The organism is Brevibacterium jeotgali, assembly GCF_900169175.1.
Taxonomy (GTDB): domain Bacteria; phylum Actinomycetota; class Actinomycetes; order Actinomycetales; family Brevibacteriaceae; genus Brevibacterium; species Brevibacterium jeotgali.
The window spans coordinates 121,342-138,159 of sequence record NZ_FXZM01000009.1; the positions used below are offsets into that span (position 1 = coordinate 121,342).

Annotated in this window: 13 protein-coding genes; 5 read left to right on the plus strand and 8 right to left on the minus strand. The window is 70.1% G+C overall.

Annotation, left to right across the window (positions count from 1 at the left end; translation table 11 throughout):
• Positions 1-20: 20 nt before the first annotated feature.
• A complete protein-coding gene (locus BJEO58_RS10195) occupies positions 21-428 on the plus strand; it encodes a hypothetical protein (RefSeq protein WP_101589365.1) in 408 nt (135 codons plus the stop codon).
• Between the two features lie 28 nt (positions 429-456).
• Here the strand turns inward: BJEO58_RS10195 and hrpA are convergent, their stop codons facing one another.
• Entirely contained in the window at positions 457-4,788 is a 4,332-nt protein-coding gene (gene hrpA, locus BJEO58_RS10200; protein WP_101589366.1) for an ATP-dependent RNA helicase HrpA, read from the minus strand.
• 62 nt (positions 4,789-4,850) lie between these two features.
• On the opposite strand from hrpA, the gene BJEO58_RS10205 reads away from it, so the two are divergent.
• Entirely contained in the window at positions 4,851-5,774 is a 924-nt protein-coding gene (locus tag BJEO58_RS10205) for an AEC family transporter (protein WP_101589367.1), read from the plus strand.
• Positions 5,775-5,801: 27 nt separating this feature from the next.
• On the opposite strand, the gene BJEO58_RS10210 is transcribed toward BJEO58_RS10205, so the two are convergent.
• Positions 5,802-6,395 carry a DUF4303 domain-containing protein gene (locus BJEO58_RS10210; RefSeq protein WP_101589368.1) on the minus strand — a complete coding sequence of 198 codons (594 nt, stop codon included), beginning with the start codon at positions 6,393-6,395 and terminating at the stop codon, positions 5,802-5,804.
• Positions 6,396-6,543: 148 nt separating this feature from the next.
• Here BJEO58_RS10210 and BJEO58_RS10215 point away from each other — a divergent pair, with 148 nt between their 5' ends.
• Positions 6,544-7,824: a TIGR01906 family membrane protein gene (locus BJEO58_RS10215; protein ID WP_101589369.1), complete on the plus strand. Its 1,281-nt coding sequence runs from the start codon at positions 6,544-6,546 to the stop codon at positions 7,822-7,824.
• 135 nt (positions 7,825-7,959) lie between these two features.
• Here the strand turns inward: BJEO58_RS10215 and BJEO58_RS10220 are convergent, their stop codons facing one another.
• The 6 genes from BJEO58_RS10220 to BJEO58_RS10240 all read right to left on the minus strand — a co-directional run bounded on the left by BJEO58_RS10220 (position 7,960) and on the right by BJEO58_RS10240 (position 13,766).
• Complete coding sequence (locus tag BJEO58_RS10220) at positions 7,960-8,718, minus strand: SDR family NAD(P)-dependent oxidoreductase (protein ID WP_101589370.1); 759 nt, start codon at positions 8,716-8,718, stop codon at positions 7,960-7,962.
• Entirely contained in the window at positions 8,715-9,773 is a 1,059-nt protein-coding gene (locus BJEO58_RS10225; protein ID WP_101589371.1) for a phosphotransferase family protein, read from the minus strand. Before BJEO58_RS10225 ends, BJEO58_RS10220 begins: the two co-directional genes overlap by 4 nt.
• Positions 9,773-9,940 (minus strand): hypothetical protein, encoded by a 168-nt coding sequence (locus tag BJEO58_RS14980; RefSeq protein WP_180951913.1) that lies wholly within the window; start codon positions 9,938-9,940, stop codon positions 9,773-9,775. Before BJEO58_RS14980 ends, BJEO58_RS10225 begins: the two co-directional genes overlap by 1 nt.
• A gap of 121 nt (positions 9,941-10,061) precedes the next feature.
• The gene (gene ppk2 / locus BJEO58_RS10230; protein ID WP_101589372.1) at positions 10,062-10,964 is read right to left on the minus strand and encodes a polyphosphate kinase 2; all 903 of its coding nucleotides are present in this window, start codon (positions 10,962-10,964) and stop codon (positions 10,062-10,064) included.
• A gap of 169 nt (positions 10,965-11,133) precedes the next feature.
• Complete coding sequence (locus BJEO58_RS10235) at positions 11,134-12,465, minus strand: MFS transporter (protein ID WP_101589373.1); 1,332 nt, start codon at positions 12,463-12,465, stop codon at positions 11,134-11,136.
• A gap of 95 nt (positions 12,466-12,560) precedes the next feature.
• On the minus strand, positions 12,561-13,766 hold the full coding sequence (locus tag BJEO58_RS10240) for an FAD-dependent oxidoreductase (RefSeq protein ID WP_101589374.1): 1,206 nt from the start codon (positions 13,764-13,766) through the stop codon (positions 12,561-12,563).
• 169 nt (positions 13,767-13,935) lie between these two features.
• On the opposite strand from BJEO58_RS10240, the gene BJEO58_RS10245 reads away from it, so the two are divergent.
• Complete coding sequence (locus BJEO58_RS10245) at positions 13,936-16,341, plus strand: heavy metal translocating P-type ATPase (protein WP_101589375.1); 2,406 nt, start codon at positions 13,936-13,938, stop codon at positions 16,339-16,341.
• Positions 16,338-16,727, plus strand: coding sequence for a metal-sensitive transcriptional regulator (locus BJEO58_RS10250; RefSeq protein WP_101589376.1), 390 nt, complete (start codon positions 16,338-16,340; stop codon positions 16,725-16,727). Before BJEO58_RS10245 ends, BJEO58_RS10250 begins: the two co-directional genes overlap by 4 nt.
• The last annotated feature ends 91 nt before the right edge of the window (positions 16,728-16,818 follow it).

The window sequence follows — 16,818 nt, forward strand, 5'->3', positions numbered from 1 at the left end:
GAACATCTAGGCTGGTCACCGTGAGCACAGAGCCCGGACCTCCTCAGCCCCCTGACGACCACGCAGACGACGAACTCACGGTCGTCGCGCGGGATCCCCACCGGCGGGCCCGCCTGCTCAGATACCTCCCGCTGGTGCTCGCCGCCATCCTGAGCGTCCCGCTCCTCTGGCTGTCCATCGCGTTCTCGCTCGAAGTCTCCATGATCGCGGTCTACATCCTGCAGCTGGGCGCCGGCGGCTGGGCCGTCTTCGGAGTGGCGCTCATGAGCCTGGGCGGCTTCATCTGCCTCGTGGGAGCGCTCGTCTGCCTGTTCGTCGGATGGCGTCGCGACGCCTGGCGCTGGCGGTGGATCTGGGCCGGAGCGACAGTGCTGACGGCGGGCTTCATGCCGCTGCTGGGCGTCGTCACCGGAACCTTCTGGGAGTGAGGCCCGCCCTCACATCCCGGTGAGCGGCTCACATCCCGGTGAGCGCCTTGGCGATCCTCTGCTCCGACACCTTGCCCATGGCTCCCAGCGCCGGGGCGAAGAGGCTGAGTCTCAGCTCCTCCTGCTGGAACAGGATCGCGTGCCATCCCTCGCCCGGTCCGCCGGCGGGCCTGCCCGGTCCGCTCGCCGCCGCGCCTGCGTCCACGACGGCACCCAGTCGTGCGGCACGCCCCAGACCGGCGACAACCGGCCACACCACCTGCAGCTTCTTCGACACCCCCGCCTCGGACCCGAGCACCCGGTCCATCAGCTGACGGTCTCGCGGCGGCTGGTCGACCATCGCGTCGACGCGCACGTTCGCCGCCTCGACCCACCGCGGCAGTCGCAGCAGCGCGGCCTCACTGAGCCCGGCGATCGCGGAAGCCGTCCCCATCGCGTCGCGCCAGTCCTTCACGTCCGCCAGATTCGCGAGGATCACCAGGGACGACGCCTTCGACACCTTCTTGTCCAGGGTCGTCATCCCCGTGAGCGCTGCGATGAGCGCGGGCACCAGCTGCTCCAGCCGCGTCGTGAGCCCGCCCTGTGCAGAGCGGACGAGCGCCTCGGGGTCGGGCACGGTCTCCGATCCGCCCGCCGAGGCGGACGCCCGCGCCGGACCGTTCGCACCGACCGGATGGGCATACGTGCCGTCGGCTCCGATGCCGGTCGCCGCGACCTCTCCGCGCACGGCGACGCGCAGGACCGCTTCCAGCAGCGCATCCGATGACGTCTGATGCCCCGCGAGCACCAGCTTCTCCTGTGTGCTCAGGTGCTCCTTCGCATACGCCAGCACCGCCGAGGCTCCGTCCCGGACCCGATCCACCAGCTGTTCCCGCGTGGGCACCGGCTCCCGGGCCGCCCGCATCGAGCGTGCGGCTCCGCGCGACGACGCCGAGGCCCCCGCATCCGGGGTCCCCTGCCCGGCGGATCCGGCTGCGACCTCGGCCGGACCTCGACCGCTCCGGCCGCCCGACCGACCGCCTGCTGCGGCGGACTCCCGGGCGAGGGCCTTCCCCGCCTTCGCAGCCTCGCGCTTCCGCTGATCGGCCTGGAGCGCGGCCAGGTCGAAGCCTTCGGCGAGCACGCGGCGGCCGCGCTGCAGGCGGAAGCGGAGGCGGAGGTGTGCCGGCACGCGCGACCAGTCGAATTCGGCCGGGACCACGGTGATGGGGTTGCGGTCCTCGAGTCGACCTCCGCCGCCGCGGGCGGTGAGCTCTGCTGCGAGGACCTCGGGCAGGCTTCCCGATCCCTCCTCACCGGCGGCGCGCACATGCGCGAGGATCTCGCGGGCGACATCCGGGGCGGGGACGAAGTAGGTCCGCTTCGCCTTGGGCAGGGACCGGATGAGCGCGGCGACGAAGTCGATCCGCAGCCCCGGCACGTGCCACGAGAACGCATGGGGGTCGGCACGGTCGAGGTCGTTGAGCTGGATCTCCGCCGTCACTCCGTCGCCTTCGGTGCCCGGTTCGAAGGAGTACCTCAGCTCGGCGCGGGCGTCCTCCTCCGTGTCGTCGCGGGCGGGCAGCACCCAGTGCGTCGGATAGTCGCGGGCGAGGTCCGCGGTGCGATCCGCGGCGTCCTCCGCCAGGAGCGTCTCGAGCGGCACGTCGAGGTGGGTGGGATCCTCACGCCGCTTCCTGCGCCACCACCCGGTGAAGTCGGAGGCGGTGTGGACGTCGTCCGGCACGCGGGCGTCGTAGAAGGCGTAGAGGTCGTCGTCGCCCGCCAGCACGCGACGGTCGCGGGTGCGGGAAGCGAGCTCGTCGGCTTCTGCGAGCGTGCGCGCGTTCGTCGTCAGGAACTCGTGCGACTCCCTCCAGTCGCCCTCCACCAGCGCGTGCCGGATGAACAGTTCGCGCGCGACGACCGGGTCGATCCGCGCGTAGGAGACCGGGCGCGAGGCGTAGAGGGTCACCCCATAGAGCGTCGCCTTCTCATCCGCGACCGCGTGACCGCTCTTCGCGGACCAGCGCGGCTCCGCATGGGTCCGCTTCACGAGGTCGCCGGCCACGTCGAGGATCCAGTCCGGGTCCGCCCACGCGACGGTGCGCGCCCACAGGCGGGACGTCTCGACGAGCTCCGCGCTCATGACGAAGTCCGGGCCCTTCTTGAAGAGTCCGGAGCCCGGGAAGATCTGGAAGCGGGAACCGCGGGCACCCTGGTACTCACGCCCGTCCGGCAGCTTCTGCCCGATCATCGACAGCAGGCCGGTGAGCAGGGAGGTGTGGATCGCGACGGCCTGCGCGTCGAACGGACCGGATCCGGCAGCGGCGCCGCGGGATCCTCCGCGCGTGCGCTGTCCGGTCGCAGCAGTGCCCTGCTCCTCGTCGCCGTCCGCGTCCGTCTTCCAGGTCACCTCACCCCACTGGAGGCCGGCCGAGCCGGCGATCGACTGCAGCTGCCCGACGAGGTCCTGCCATTCGCGGATGCGGACGTAGTTGAGGAACTCCCCGCGGATCGTTCGACGGAACTTCGAGCTCGACAGCGTCTGCGACTGCTCGCGGACGTAGTTCCACAGCGCGAGGAAGGACAGGAAGTCGCTGCGCGTGTGGGTGAAGCGCGCATGCAGCGCATCCGCCTCGCCCCGCTGCTCGGCGGGACGCTCACGCGGGTCCTGCGTGGACAGCGCTGCGACGATGACGGCGACTTCTGCTCCGCACCCGTTCTGCGCACCGGCGATCAGCATGCGCGCCAGGCGCGGATCGATGGGGAGCGCGGCGATCTTCCGCCCCGTCTCCGTCACGGTCAGTGCGCCGTCCTGCGCGACCCTCAGCCCGCCCAGCTCCGCCAGCAGCGCGCGTCCGTCGCGGACCGCGCGCGGGTCCGGCGGCGTGAGGAACGGGAAGTCCGTCACGTCCTTCTCCGTGCGCACGAATCCGAGCGTGACCATCTGCAGGATGACGCTCGCCAGGTTCGTCCGCAGGATCTCGGGGTCGGTGAATTCCGGGCGCGCTTCGAAGTCCGCCTCGGAGAACAGGCGGATGCAGATCCCGTCGCTGGTGCGGCCCGAACGTCCCTTGCGCTGGTTCGCGCTCGCCTGGCTGATGTTCTCGATCGGCAGGCGCTGGACCTTCGTCCGGTTCGAGTAGCGCGAGATGCGGGCCACTCCGGTGTCGATGACGTATCTGATCCCCGGCACCGTCAGCGATGTCTCCGCCACGTTCGTCGCCAGCACTACGCGCGGTCTGCCATGGGGCCGGAAGACGCGCTGCTGCTCCTGCGAGGACAGTCGGGCGTACAGGGGCACGATCTCCCAGTCGGCGCCGCGGCTGCGCGGCCCCTTCCGCGTCGCTCGCTGCACATGATCGGTCAGCGCATCCGCCGCGTCGCGGATCTCCCGCTCGCCGGACAGGAAGACGAGGATGTCACCGGGGGCCTCCGCGGTGAGTTCGTCGAACGCGTCGATGATGCCCTCGACCTGGTCCTTCGGCGTCCTCGCGGCGGCACCCCCTCGCGTGAGGGATCGCTCCTCGTCGTCGTCTGCGTCGAAATCGGTGTCTGTATCTGTGGCGGGGTCCAACGGACGATAGCGGACCTCGACCGGGTACGTCCGGCCGGACACGGAGATGATCGGGGCGCCGTCGAAGTGCTCGCTGAACGCCTCCGGGTTGATCGTCGCGGAGGTGATGATCACCTTGAGGTCCGGCCGCTCCTTCAGCAGGCGGGTGAGCAGGCCGATGATGAAGTCGATGTTGAGGCTGCGTTCGTGCGCTTCGTCGATGATGAGGACCTCGTAGTCCCGCAGCAGTCGATCATGGCGCAGCTCGGACAGCAGGATGCCGTCGGTCATCACCTTCACCCGGGTGTGATCCGCCACCTGCGACGTGAAGCGCACCTGGTAGCCGACCGTGTCGCCCAGGTCCTCCCCCATCTCGTCCGCCAACCGGGCCGCCACGGAGCGCGCTGCGATGCGACGGGGCTGGGTGTGGCCGATCATGCCCGTCACGCCCAGGCCCAGCTCCAGGCAGATCTTCGGGATCTGCGTGGTCTTGCCCGACCCCGTCTCACCCGCGATGACGACGACCTGATGATCGCGGATCGCCTCTGCGATCTCCTCGCGATGCTCGACGACGGGGAGCTCTGCCGGGTACTCGAGCAGCGGCGCGCGGCGCGCGCGGGCCGCCCGCTGGCGCTCCCGTCGGGCTTCGTGCTGCTCCCGACGGGACCCGCCCTCCGGACGGCGACGGTCACCCGAGCGCTTCCGGCGGGGGCGGCCTCGGCCGCGGGTCCGGCCACCCTCTGCCGACTGGCGCGCCCCGCTGCGGGCGGGCACAGGTGTGTCGCGGCTGGCGTCGGGCTTCTCAGGAATGTCGTCTCTCATGGCGAACACCAGGCTACCGGCGTTCGCCCCGGCGTAAGGTTGCCCGGTGAGAGGGGGCGCGAGTGCTCGGAGTGTTCGAAGGGTTCGGCGTCATCGCCGTCGTCGTCCTCGCCGGCTTCGTGCTGGGACGCACCGGAGTGCTCGGACCCCATGCGCAGCAGGTCATCGCCGGTGTCGTGTTCTACATCGCGACGCCCGCCCTGCTCTTCACGATGATCGCCACGACGGACCTCACGTTCATCTTCTCCACCCAGCTCATCGCCACCGGCGGGTCAGCCGTGCTCTGCGCCGTCGCGCTCTTCGTGCTCACCCGATGGGTCAGGAAGCGATCCACAGGCGAGGCGATGTTCTCCGCATGGGCCGTGAGCTACGTGAACATCGGGAACCTCGGCATCCCCATCGCGATCTACGTCCTGGGCGACATCGCCTACGTCGCGCCGGTGCTGCTCTTCCAGCTGCTCCTGCTGGCCCCCATCGGCATGGCGGTGCTCGACACGATCCGGCAGGGGAAGGTCGACCACTGGTGGTCGCCGATCTGGACGATCGCCAAGAACCCGATCGTCCTCGGCGCCGTCGCGGGCATCACCGTGTCCGGCACCGGCGTCGACGTGCCCGCCGTGCTCTTCGACCCGCTCAGCATGGTCGGCGACATGTCCGTGCCCGGTGCGCTCCTGGCGTTCGGCCTGAGCTTCAAGGACGGGTGGCAGCTGCCTCTCAAGGGCACGCGCTCGCAGCTGACGGTCATCACGTCGACCAAGCTCGTCGTCCAGCCGGTGCTCGCGTGGGTGATCGGCGGACCGATCCTGGGGTGGACCGGCGTGGATCTCATGGCGATCGTCGTGACGTCCGCACTGCCCACGGCGCAGAACGTCTACATCTATTCGATGCGGTACCGGCAGTCGGAGACGCTCGTGCGCGACAGCGTGTTCATCACGACCGTGCTGTCCGTGCCCGCGATCCTCGTCTGCTCGGCACTGCTGGGGTAGGGGACGCGGGATCGAGTAGGCGCTGGACTACCCGTCGCCGCGCCAGTAGACGAGAGCCTCCTCGACGTCGGCCCAGTACGGGTGGTCTGTGTTGAGGCGCTCCAGCGCTGCGACCACGGGACTCGTGCCGCGGTCCGCCCCGTCCGCCTCGCAGACCAGGAGCACCGGAGCCGCACCGGCTCCTGCGAACACCGCCCGGACCTCAGAGGAATCCATCGACTCGATGATGAGGTCGACGAGGATGCGCCGCACCTCGGTCCACGAGGTCGCCTCGACGTGGGTGGAGTCGGAGATCCACGCTTCCAGGTCGCCCAGCAGGTCTGCGGTCTGCGGTGAGTTCCGCGCCCCGGGCGTGCTCCATTCCTCCGGCGACCAGCGCAGTCGACGCGCGCGGGCGTCCTCACCGGACTCGCCCTCATGGGGCGCGGCATCCTCTGGGTCGGTCTCCTCCGAAAGGACGCCGGGGACATTCACCGCCGTCCGCCAGGCGAGCCCTCCGACGTGCACGACCGCGGCGGCGTAGACGTCGCCTCCCCCGCCGGCGGCGGACAGCTTCCGCTGGAACTCCGCGGCGAGCACGGATCGCACGCGGGGGCTGAAGGTCCTCACGAGGTCATCCATCCACCCACGATAGTCGTCTTCCGGACCGATCCGAAAGGGCTGCGGGCCGATCCCCGCTGTGCGACATCCGTAGTACTGGAGGCCGGGAATCGCATGCTCCAGGCGTGTCGTCCGCGCCTGGCGCGTTCTCCCCGTCCACAATGAACATGTGACTCCAGACGATCCGAACGAGCCGAAGGACCTCCTCTCCAGACGGCTGAGCTCTCAGCCGGACGGGGACGACCCGACGGCGGCTCACTACGCCGACGGCGCCGGCGAGGAAGCGGGCGCGCACGAAGCCGCCCGATCAGGCACCTTCGACGCCGCTGCGTTCGACCCGGACGCCACTGCCGCCTTCGATCCGATCCGCGACGGCGACCCCTCCCTGGATGATCAGGCGACTGCGGAGTACGCCCCCCTCTCGCAAGCCGGCGCAGATGCAGAAGGAGGCCGCGGACGAGACGTCACGGTGGCCTCGGCGACGAGTGCGAGCGCTGCGGGCGGCGCTGCAGCGGGGACCAGCGGTGCCGGGACAGACGGATCGACCGGGCAGCCGGGCATGATCTCGGATGAGGAGTGGTCGCTCATCAACGGCGGGAGCGCTGCGGCGGCACCCGCGAACGACCAGCCGACGAAGAAGCTCACCCGCAAGGAGCGCAGAGCCGCCAAGCGGGCATCGAAGCTCGACGACGACCGGCGGGAGACACGCGACGCAGAAGCATCGATGGCCTCCCGCACCCTGGAGATGCCGGAGCGCAGGCGCAGCCCGCTCGACGTGATCGGCGCGGTGTGGATCACGCTCGGGTTCCCGTTCGTCGCCCTCGCGCTCGCGGTGCGTGCGGTGGCATCCGGGTGGTTCCTCGCATGGACGTACACCTGGCGTCCCGGCTTCCCCGACGACCAGTACGGCTTCACAGACGCGGATCGCCTGCACTACGGCTCCTACACCGTCGACTACCTCTTCAACCTCGCCACGGAGCGCTACCTCTCCGACGTCGTGCTGCCAGACGGCACTCCCCTCTTCACATCCGGGGAGATCTCGCACATGGCCGATGTGAAGACCCTGATCGGCATCCTCACGCTCACCGCAGTCGTCGCGGCGATCGGCATGATCGTGTTCGGCGTCTACAAGTGCCGTCGCGGGGGAAGCGGAGTCCGCGGCAGCCTGCGGGCGGGGCCGATCCTCACCCTCGTCCTCTTCGCGGCCCTCGCCGTGCTCGCGATCGTGGGCTGGGACCAGTTCTTCACCGGATTCCACGACATCTTCTTCGCCGAGGGGACCTGGACGTTCTACATGGACGATTCCCTCATCCGCCTCTTCCCACCGCAGTTCTGGGTCGACGCGGGCATCGCCCTCGCGCTCATCGTGCTGGTGCTGTGCGTCTTCGCGTTCTGCCTGAGCTTCGCGGGGCGTTCGACGAAGCGGCGGATGCGCCGGACCGAGCGCTGAACCAGCCCACTGCAGGCAGGCCGCAGGGCTGATCTGTGCCCCCACGAATGTGATCGGCCGGGTGGGCTTTCCCCTCCCACCCGGCCGATGACGGCTCGCCCACCACCGTGGTGGTGTCGTCTGCCTCGAGGAACCTCAGGACGACGCGCCCCCGTCGACGGTGAGCAGCGCTCCGGTCGTGTACGAGGCGAGCGAGGACGCCAGGTACAGCACCGCACCCACGACCTCCTCGGGTTCACCGCCGCGCTTGGCGGCGAACGTCTGCGCCCGCTCGGTGAAGGCTTCTTCATCCCAATGGTGGGACACGTCGGTCAGGAAGGTCCCCGGCACCACACAGTTGACGCGGACGCTGGGGCCGTACGCATGCGCCAGCGCGGTGGTCGTCGCATTGAGCCCGGCCTTCGCCGCCGAGTACGGCACAGTCGCCGGTCTCGGATGCAGCGACGCGATGGAGGAGATGTTCACGATCGCTCCCCCGCCGGCCTCGGCCATCTTCTCGCCCAGCAGCGCCGCCAGCCGGAACGGGCCCTTGAGGTTCAGCCCGATGACCTTGTCATAGAGTTCTTCGCTGATCCCGCTGATCGAGTCGTACAGCGGCGAGGAGCCGGCATTGTTGACGAGCACATCCACCCCGCCCATGTCGTCCCACACCGTCTGTGCGAAGCGCGTGCACTGCTCCCAGTCGGCCACGTGCAGGGCGTACGGTCGCACCGTGCCGCCGGTCTCGGCGGTGATGACAGCGGCGGCGTCCTCGCAGGCGGCGAGTCTGCGTGAGGCTATGGCCACGTCCGCGCCCAGAGAGGAGAAGGCGCGGGCCATCTGGAAGCCGAGTCCGCGGGACCCTCCGGTGATGACGATCTTCCTGTCGGTGAAGTCGAAGGTCCAGGTGCTCATGACTCGATGATCTCCATCGCCTGGTCGAAGAGGGACACGGTCCGCTCGTGCAGGCGGATGCCCACGGACTCCGGCACCAGACCGGCCGAGGCGCGCGCCTGCGAACCCTCGAGGATCGAGCCGAAGCGGAAGCAGGCCAGCACATGGTAGAAGTCGACATCGTCGACGTCCCACCGGCTGGCTCCGCCGTAGGCCGCCACGAGCTCCGCCTTGGTGGGTGCGCCCGGCAGCTCGAGACCGTGCGTCGACGCCAGCAGGTGCCCGAGGTCGAGGAGCGGGTCGCCGAGCGTGCACAGCTCCCAGTCGACGAGTGCGGCGACCTCAGCCGAATCGTTCTGGAACAGCACATTGCCCGCATGGCAGTCGCCGTGGATGATCCCCGCGTGCTGCTCGGCGGGCATCCGCTCGTTCAGCCAGGCCGGGATCGCGTCGACGCCGCGGTGGTCAAGACCTTCCCAGCGCTCGAACTCGCGGTAGCTCTCGAGCTGACCCACCCACCTGCCGGGCTGGCGCGCCAACCAGCCGTCCGGCCGGCCGAAGCCCTCCAGCCCCACCGCCTCGTGATCGACATTGCCGAGCTCGGCGACTGCCCGAGCATGGGCCAGCCCCATCTGGTGCTGCCACTCGCGGCTCTGGAGCACGTGCTCGGGGATCTCGCTGACACCGTTGAAGCCGGCGACCGAGCGCATGATGAAGAAGGCATTGCCCAGCACGTCGAGATCTTCGCAGACCGCGATGAACTCCGGATGCGGCACCTGGCTCCCACCCAGCGCCTCGAGCACGCGGGCCTCCCGCAGCATGATCGTGTCGGAGCTCTTCCGCTTGTTGACCGGCGGCCCGCGGTAGATGAGCCGCTCATCGTTCCAGGTGAAGCCCAACAGCACATTCTGCGTGCCGCCGGTCAGGAACTCGGGATCGCGCAGCGTCCCAGGACCGAGCTCCTGCTGCATCCACGCCTCGAGCGCAGTCAGTTCTATTCCGGCCTGTTCCGCGTGCTCGGCCGCGGCCGCGGCGCCGTTGGCCGCGGCTGCTCCGCGGCTCCGATCGGAGCTCATCAGGAAGCCTCCTCGAGCAGGTGGGCGACGTTGCGCTTCGCATCCTCGGTGCGGGTGGGCACGTGGTCGGTGGCGACCTCCAGCGGGATGATCTCCTCACGGACGAAGGCCCGCATCCATTCGAGCTTCTGCGCGGATTCCGGCTCGGCTGAAAAGTCCCAGCTCATATCGGTTCTCCTCCTTGAGAATGGCGCGCTCATCTGTCCGGTCGGACCGGGACGCACGTCTTCGATCAAATCCCACTGAGCAGTCGATCGCAAGTGGAGGCGCGACAGGCGACGACCTGGCTCAGTCGCCGACTGCGTCTCGTCCGCGCTTCACCAGATTCTCATCGGCCGGATACACGACGGACGTGTCCTTTCCGTCGTAGTCGAACTGGTTGAGGAAGAAGCGCATGGCGTTGAGACGCGCACGCTTCTTGTCATTCGACTTGATGGTGATCCACGGTGCGAAGTCCGTGTCCGTGCGGAGGAAGGTGGCCTCTTTGGCCGCGGTGTAGTCTTCCCACTTGTCGAGTGAGTCCAGATCGATGGGCGACAGCTTCCATTGGCGCACGGGGTCGATCTGGCGGATCGCGAAGCGTGTGCGCTGCTCCGCCTGCGTCACGGAGAACCAGAACTTGGTCACATGGATCCCGGAGTCGATGAGCATCTTCTCGAACAGGGGCGCCTGCTGCATGAAGGTCTCATACTCCTCATCGGTGCAGAAGCCCATGACGCGCTCGACGTTCGCCCGGTTGTACCAGGAGCGGTCGAACATGACGAACTCCCCCGCAGTCGGCAGATGCTGGATGTAGCGCTGGAAGTACCACTGCCCCTGCTCGACGTTCGACGGCTTGTTCAGGGCGACGACACGGGCCGCACGCGGATTGAGGTGCTCGGTGAACCGCTTGATGGTGCCGCCCTTGCCCGCGGCATCGCGCCCCTCGAACACGATCACGTGGCTGAGCTCGTTGTCCTGGCTCCAGTACTGGAACTTCAGGAGCTCGATCTGGAGGTGGTACTTGTCCAGCTCGTACTCCTCCCGGTCCAGGCGCTCGTCGTAGGGGTAGCCCTCGCGCCACGTCTCCACAGCGCGCCCTCCCGGATCGATGAGGTCCGGGTCGGGGGTGTGACCGTGCAGGACCCTGTACCCCTCCAGGTGGAGGCGGTCGATGTACTCGCGGAGGTTCTCGCGCTGGCGGGGGTGCATGGTGCGGACATCCTTTCATCACGGAAGCCGGACGGCTCACTGCACGACGCTACACAGACGGCGTGAACGGTCGGTGAACCCACCCCGTGCCGCCTCAGGCCGAGCCGCCTGCTGCCCACAGCCTGCCTGCCTGCCTGCCTGCCTGCCTGCCTGCCTGCCTGCCCACAGCCTACGACCGCTCCACGTCCGCCCTCGGCACGAGGAATGACGCGGCTGCCGGGGCGGCCGCCACGCACAGCATCGCAATCGGATACCCGTTGGCCGCGATGAGGAGGCCGAGTGCGGGACCGACACCGGCCCCCAACGCGTGCTGACCGGTGTTCTGGATCCCCATCGCCTTGCCCGACCAGCGGTACCCCGCCCCCTCCGCGATCGAGGTCAGTGCCAGTCCGTTGTCGGCCACCGACGCCGCGGAGGCCAGGAGGAACACGATCGCGGCGACGACCGGGAGGAGGCCCAGTGACACGGCCGCGACGAGGGCGGACAGGACGCACGCGGACCACGCGACGATGCGCAGCACGACGACCCGGGACGGCGCGAGGTCACTGACCCGACCCATCGCGAACCGGGCGCCGGCTCCTGCCAGCTGCGCCGCACCCACGACGAGTCCCGCCGTCGCGGCCGCCATCCCCTGCGAGTCCATGAGCCACACGAGCCCGAACGTCGCGAAAGCGAACTGCGGGATGACGAGGAGGGCAGAGGCGGCGTGGATCCGCAGCAGGAAGGAGTCCGCACGATAGGGGTTCACGTCTGCGGCGGGGCGTGAGGAGAACGCCGGCTCGGGCGACCCCGTCGGCTCGCAGTCTGCGGCCTCGCTGACCGCTTCCCCGCATGCGCCGCCCTCCGCAGCGCCGGGTTCCGGCAGCTCCGTTCGAGCCGGTCGAGGCGGATCCACTATGCCCAGCCGGCATGCGATCCCGATGACGAGGCACAGACCGCTGGTGAGGAGGAAGAAGCCGAGGACTCCCATCGCGTCAGCGAGCGGGGGCACGAGGACGGCGGCAACGGCGGTGCCGAGCGGCTGCGCCATCTGCCGGGCCCCCATCGCGGTGCCGCGCTGGCTGCGCGGGAACCAGCCCGCGACCACACGGCCCGTCGCCGAATTCACGCTTGCCCCGGCAGCACCGGCGAGCGCGAGCACGCCGATCAGCGGCAGGGGCCGGTGGAGGGCTCCGGCCTGCGCGAGGACCACTCCCAGCGCAGTCCCGGCCGCGCACGCCAGCAGCCCGGCACTCAGCGCGAGGCGCTCACCCCGACGGTCGGCGACAGCGCCCCAGAGGACCAGCGTGAAGACCATGCCGAGGCTCGTGGACGCTGCCGCAGTGCCAGCGGTCGCGAGGGAGAACGCTTCCTTCTCACGCAGCAGCGGAATGAGGAAGGCCGGTCCGGCCACGACGATCGTCACGATCGCCTGCGCAAGGCTCCCCAGCACCAGTGCACGCCATGCCAGCACCCGACTCCGCGCGTCCGGGAAGCCCTCCGCGGGCGGTGTGCTGACCATATCCGCAGGCTACGCCGATGAGGGGCGGCGGCGGACCCAGGTCCATCGAGCGGACGACCGCTTCGGCGCGGACCGGCCGCAGGCCCGCTGTGGACTCACCGCAGGCCAGCGCCCCGCGCATGGTCCCGCAGCGCCCGCCCTGCATCGAGCCCCACGACGGCAGACACCGCCGGATCCTCCTGTGTCCCGTCCGGGGCACGGAACTCGACGAGCAGCGGCTCCTCACTCACGACTCGCTCCGTGGTCCCCGGGACCGGATGTCCGAACCCTGCCACCTGGCTGCCGTGGATCCGCGCCGACCAGGGGCTGCGGGGTCGGTAGGGCCCTGGGTCCTCCCCTCGTCGCACAGCGTGCAGCAGAGCCTTCGCAGCATGGGCGCCCTGAGCCTCGGCGTCGTCCCAGTGATCGATCCGATACGGAGCGGCCGGCTCATCGCCCACTCCGTGCTGGGCCACCGCACCTGCGGCGACCAGCGGCGCACTCGCGCCGTGCACGCGCAGCCGATCGTCGACCCGCACACCGCCGGATGCACCCGCGGCATCCGTGAACACGGGGATGCCGCCGGGGACACGGGGACGCGCACCATGCGCGACGATCACAAGGTCCGCCTCCACCGCCGTCCCGTCGTCGAGCACCGCGATCCCGTCCTCGAGCGCCACGATCCGCGCCGACCACCGCGCGTCCACCGTCTCGTCGTGGAGGCGGGCGATCCGCCGAGCGATCTCCGGACCCCACGCGGCGGCGCCCGGCAGTCCCGACCGGGCCACGAGCGTCACACGGTGGCCCGCCGCGGTCAGGAGGCTCGCAGCCTCCGCGCCGACCAGACCGGACCCCGTGACCAGGACCCTCGCCCCGTCGACCCCGTCGAGGAGCTCGCGGATCCGCAGCGCGTCATCGACGGAGTGGAGGGTCGACAGTCGCCCTGCGGCAGCCCACGCATCGGCCCCCGGCACGTCGAGACGGTCAGGCCGCGAGCCAGTCGCGAGGACGAGGCCCGCAGCCCGGACCGCTTCTCCCGGGACCCGCACGCTCCAGCCGTGCGGGTCCTCGGCGACGGCGATGACGCAGTCCTCGCGCGTGGTCGCTCCGGTGAGCGGCGGGCGCATCGCCATCGCGCGGGCGGGTGAGAGTCGGCCGGTCATGATCGCCTTGTCGACCATCGTCCGGTCGATCGCCTCGACCGCAGGGCCGGCCAGGTGGAGGACCGGGAGGCCCGCGTCCGCAGCGAGCAGGGCCTGGACGGCTGCACGTCCTGCGGCGCCGCCGCCTGCGACGACGAGCGGTCGCGTATCGGTATCCATCACACGTCGACTCTACGACTCGCACACGGAGAGCTCCATCACCGCGGCGGCGGACGGCGTGTGCAACAATACCCCCAGGGGGTATAGTGGGCCACTCGAGGCGCCGCGGCCGCCGCACCGCTCCCCACCGGAGCACTGCACAACCGGCGCACCTCACGGAAGGAATGGGATGAGCACTTCGGACATGACCGCAGCAGACACACACTCAGCGGGCCCAGATGCGTCGACGACCGTCGACCCGACCCCGCAGGAGGACCTCGAGCTCCTCATCGGCGGGATGACCTGCGCCTCCTGCGCCGCCCGCGTGGAGAAGAAGCTCAACCGGGTGGACGGCGTCACCGCATCGGTGAACTACGCGACGGAGAAGGCGAACGTCTCCGCTCCCGCGGGCTTCGACCCGTTCGACCTCATCGAGGTGGTCGAGGCGACGGGATACACGGCGGAGCTCTCCGGCGACGACGCTCTGGCAGAGGCGGACGCCCGTGCGGAGAAGGAACTGCGCGGGCTGCGCGTGCGCCTCATCGCGGCGATCGTCCTCACGGTCCCCGTCGTCCTCATGGCGATGGTGCCGCCGCTGCAGTTCGACTACTGGGGCTGGGTGTCGCTGGCGCTGACCGCACCCGTGTTCCTGTGGTCGGGGTGGCCGTTCCACGTCTCGACGGCTGTGAACCTCCGGCACCGCGCGGTCACGATGGACACCCTCATCACGGTGGGCACGTCCGCAGCGTTCCTGTGGTCACTCGCCGCCCTGGTGTTCGGCACCGCGGGGCATGCGGACATGCGCCACGGGTTCGATGTCACCCTCGACCTGGGCGGGCATGGCGGCGGCCTGGCGGACGTGTACTTCGAAGTGGTCGCAGGCGTCCTCACCTTCGTGCTGCTGGGCCGCTTCCTCGAGAAGCGGTCGAAGCGGTCCGCGGGCGCCGCGCTGCGCGCACTCCTGGAGCTGGGCGCGAAGGACGTCTCCCTCCTCCGCGACGGCGTCGAATCCCGGGTTCCGGTCGAGAGCCTGCGCGTGGGCGATGAGTTCGTCGTGCGTCCCGGCGAGACGATCGCGGCGGACGGCACCGTCCTGGATGGACGCTCCGCCGTCGACGCCTCGATGCTCACCGGCGAGTCCGTCCCCGTCGAGGTCGACGCGGGCGGCACCGTGTCGGGAGGGACCGTGAACGAGTCCGGCAGGCTGCTCGTGCGCACCGACCGCGTGGGTCGGGACACGCAGCTCGCCCGGATGGCGCAGCTCGTCGAGGAGGCGCAGTCCGGCAAGGCGGACGTCCAGCGGCTGGCCGACCGCGTGTCGGCCGTCTTCGTCCCGATCGCGATGGCGATCGCCGTCGTCACCTTCGCCGTCTGGCTGCTGCTGGGCTTCGGGTTCACCGCTGCGATGACCTCCGCAGTCGCCGTGCTCATCATCGCCTGCCCGTGCGCGCTCGGGCTCGCGACCCCCACCGCCCTGCTCGTGGGCACCGGCCGCGGGGCCCAGCTGGGCATCCTGATCCGCGGTCCCGAGGTCCTCGAGACCGCACGTGGAATCGACACGATCGTGCTCGACAAGACCGGCACCGTCACGACGGGGACGATGACCGTCGCCGAGGTCGTCCTCGCCGACGCGGTCGATCCCGCTGCATTCCTGCGGTTGGCCGGCGCCCTGGAGTCAGGGTCCGAGCACCCGGTCGCCCGGGCCGTCGTCGACCACGCCCGTGCCACGCTGCCCGAGTCCTCTCCCCTGCCGCCGGTCTCCGCGTTCGAGAACGTCCGCGGTCGCGGCGTCCGCGGGACCGTCGACGGCCACGAGGTCCTCGCCGGCCGCGCGCTCCTGTTCGACGAGGCCGGGTGGACCGTCACCGGCGAGCTGCAGGCCGCGTTCGACGCCGCCGGTCCTCGCGGGCGCACCGCGATGATCGTCGGCTGGGACGGCCGGGCGCGGGGCGTGGTGCTCACCGCCGACACCGTGAAGGAGTCTTCTGCGCAGGCCGTCGCGCGCTTCCACGCACAGGACCTGCGGGTCGTCCTGCTCACCGGAGACAATCAGGACGTCGCCCGGGACGTCGCCTCGCAGACCGGCATCGATGACGTCGTGGCAGACGTGCTGCCGGAGGACAAGGTCGACCACATCAGCCGACTCCAGGTCCGCGGCAGGGTCGTCGCGATGGTGGGCGACGGTGTGAACGATGCGCCGGCCCTCGCCTCGGCCGATCTGGGGCTGGCGATGGGAACGGGGACGGACGCGGCGATCGAAGCCGCTGACGTCACGCTGGTCGCCGGTGATCTCATGGCCGCGGCAGACGCGATCGACCTGTCGCGGCGTACGCTGCGCACGATCCGCGGAAACCTCTTCTGGGCGTTCGCATACAATGCAGCGGCGATCCCGCTCGCGGCGCTGGGACTGCTGAATCCGATGATCGCAGGCGCCGCGATGGCATTCTCGTCGGTGTTCGTCGTGACGAACAGCCTGCGCCTGCGCGGTTTCACACTCGGCGGATCGCGGCGGGCCCGGACGGCCGGCACCCCGTCGGCAGAGCAGACGGTCGACCACCGTCGCACCGACACGACCGATCGGAAGGAACACGCATGAACGAGAGCGCCGACGCCCAGGACACGACCCAGCAGGCGACTCAGAGGACGGCCCCCGAGGAGTCGCACGCTCAGGCGAGCACCGCCTCGGCGTCGGGGCACTCCCACGGCTACTCCGGCGACAAGGCTCGCCTCCTGGCGCGTCTGAGCCGGATCGAGGGGCAGGTGCGCGGCATCGCCCGCATGATCGAGGACGACAAGTACTGCATCGACGTCCTCACGCAGATCAGTGCGACGAGCTCCGGGCTGGAGAACGTGGCGCTCGTGCTGCTCGAGGATCATCTGGCGCACTGCGTCGTCGACGCCGCGCGCTCCGGCTCGCCCGAGGAGGCCGAGCAGAAGGTGACGGAGGCCGCTGACGCGATCAGGAGGCTCGTGAAGTCCTGACCCGACCGGTCGTCCGGGAAGAATCCACGACCCCGACCCTGTCAGTGCGGGCAGACGAACAACCGGTGCTCGTCGACGAGGTCGGCGTCGA

Bases quoted from the DNA above. Each gene is read 5' to 3' on its own strand.
- hrpA (WP_101589366.1), bottom strand. From the start codon at position 4,788: ATGAGAGACGACATTCCTGAGAAGCCCGACGCCAGCCGCGACACACCT.
- BJEO58_RS10210 (WP_101589368.1), bottom strand. From the start codon at position 6,395: ATGGATGACCTCGTGAGGACCTTCAGCCCCCGCGTGCGATCCGTGCTC.
- BJEO58_RS10220 (WP_101589370.1), bottom strand. From the start codon at position 8,718: ATGAGCACCTGGACCTTCGACTTCACCGACAGGAAGATCGTCATCACC.
- BJEO58_RS10225 (WP_101589371.1), bottom strand. From the start codon at position 9,773: ATGAGCTCCGATCGGAGCCGCGGAGCAGCCGCGGCCAACGGCGCCGCG.
- BJEO58_RS14980 (WP_180951913.1), bottom strand. From the start codon at position 9,940: ATGAGCTGGGACTTTTCAGCCGAGCCGGAATCCGCGCAGAAGCTCGAA.
- ppk2 (WP_101589372.1), bottom strand. From the start codon at position 10,964: ATGCACCCCCGCCAGCGCGAGAACCTCCGCGAGTACATCGACCGCCTC.
- BJEO58_RS10235 (WP_101589373.1), bottom strand. From the start codon at position 12,465: ATGGTCAGCACACCGCCCGCGGAGGGCTTCCCGGACGCGCGGAGTCGG.
- BJEO58_RS10240 (WP_101589374.1), bottom strand. From the start codon at position 13,766: ATGGATACCGATACGCGACCGCTCGTCGTCGCAGGCGGCGGCGCCGCA.
- BJEO58_RS10245 (WP_101589375.1), top strand. From the start codon at position 13,936: ATGAGCACTTCGGACATGACCGCAGCAGACACACACTCAGCGGGCCCA.
- BJEO58_RS10250 (WP_101589376.1), top strand. From the start codon at position 16,338: ATGAACGAGAGCGCCGACGCCCAGGACACGACCCAGCAGGCGACTCAG.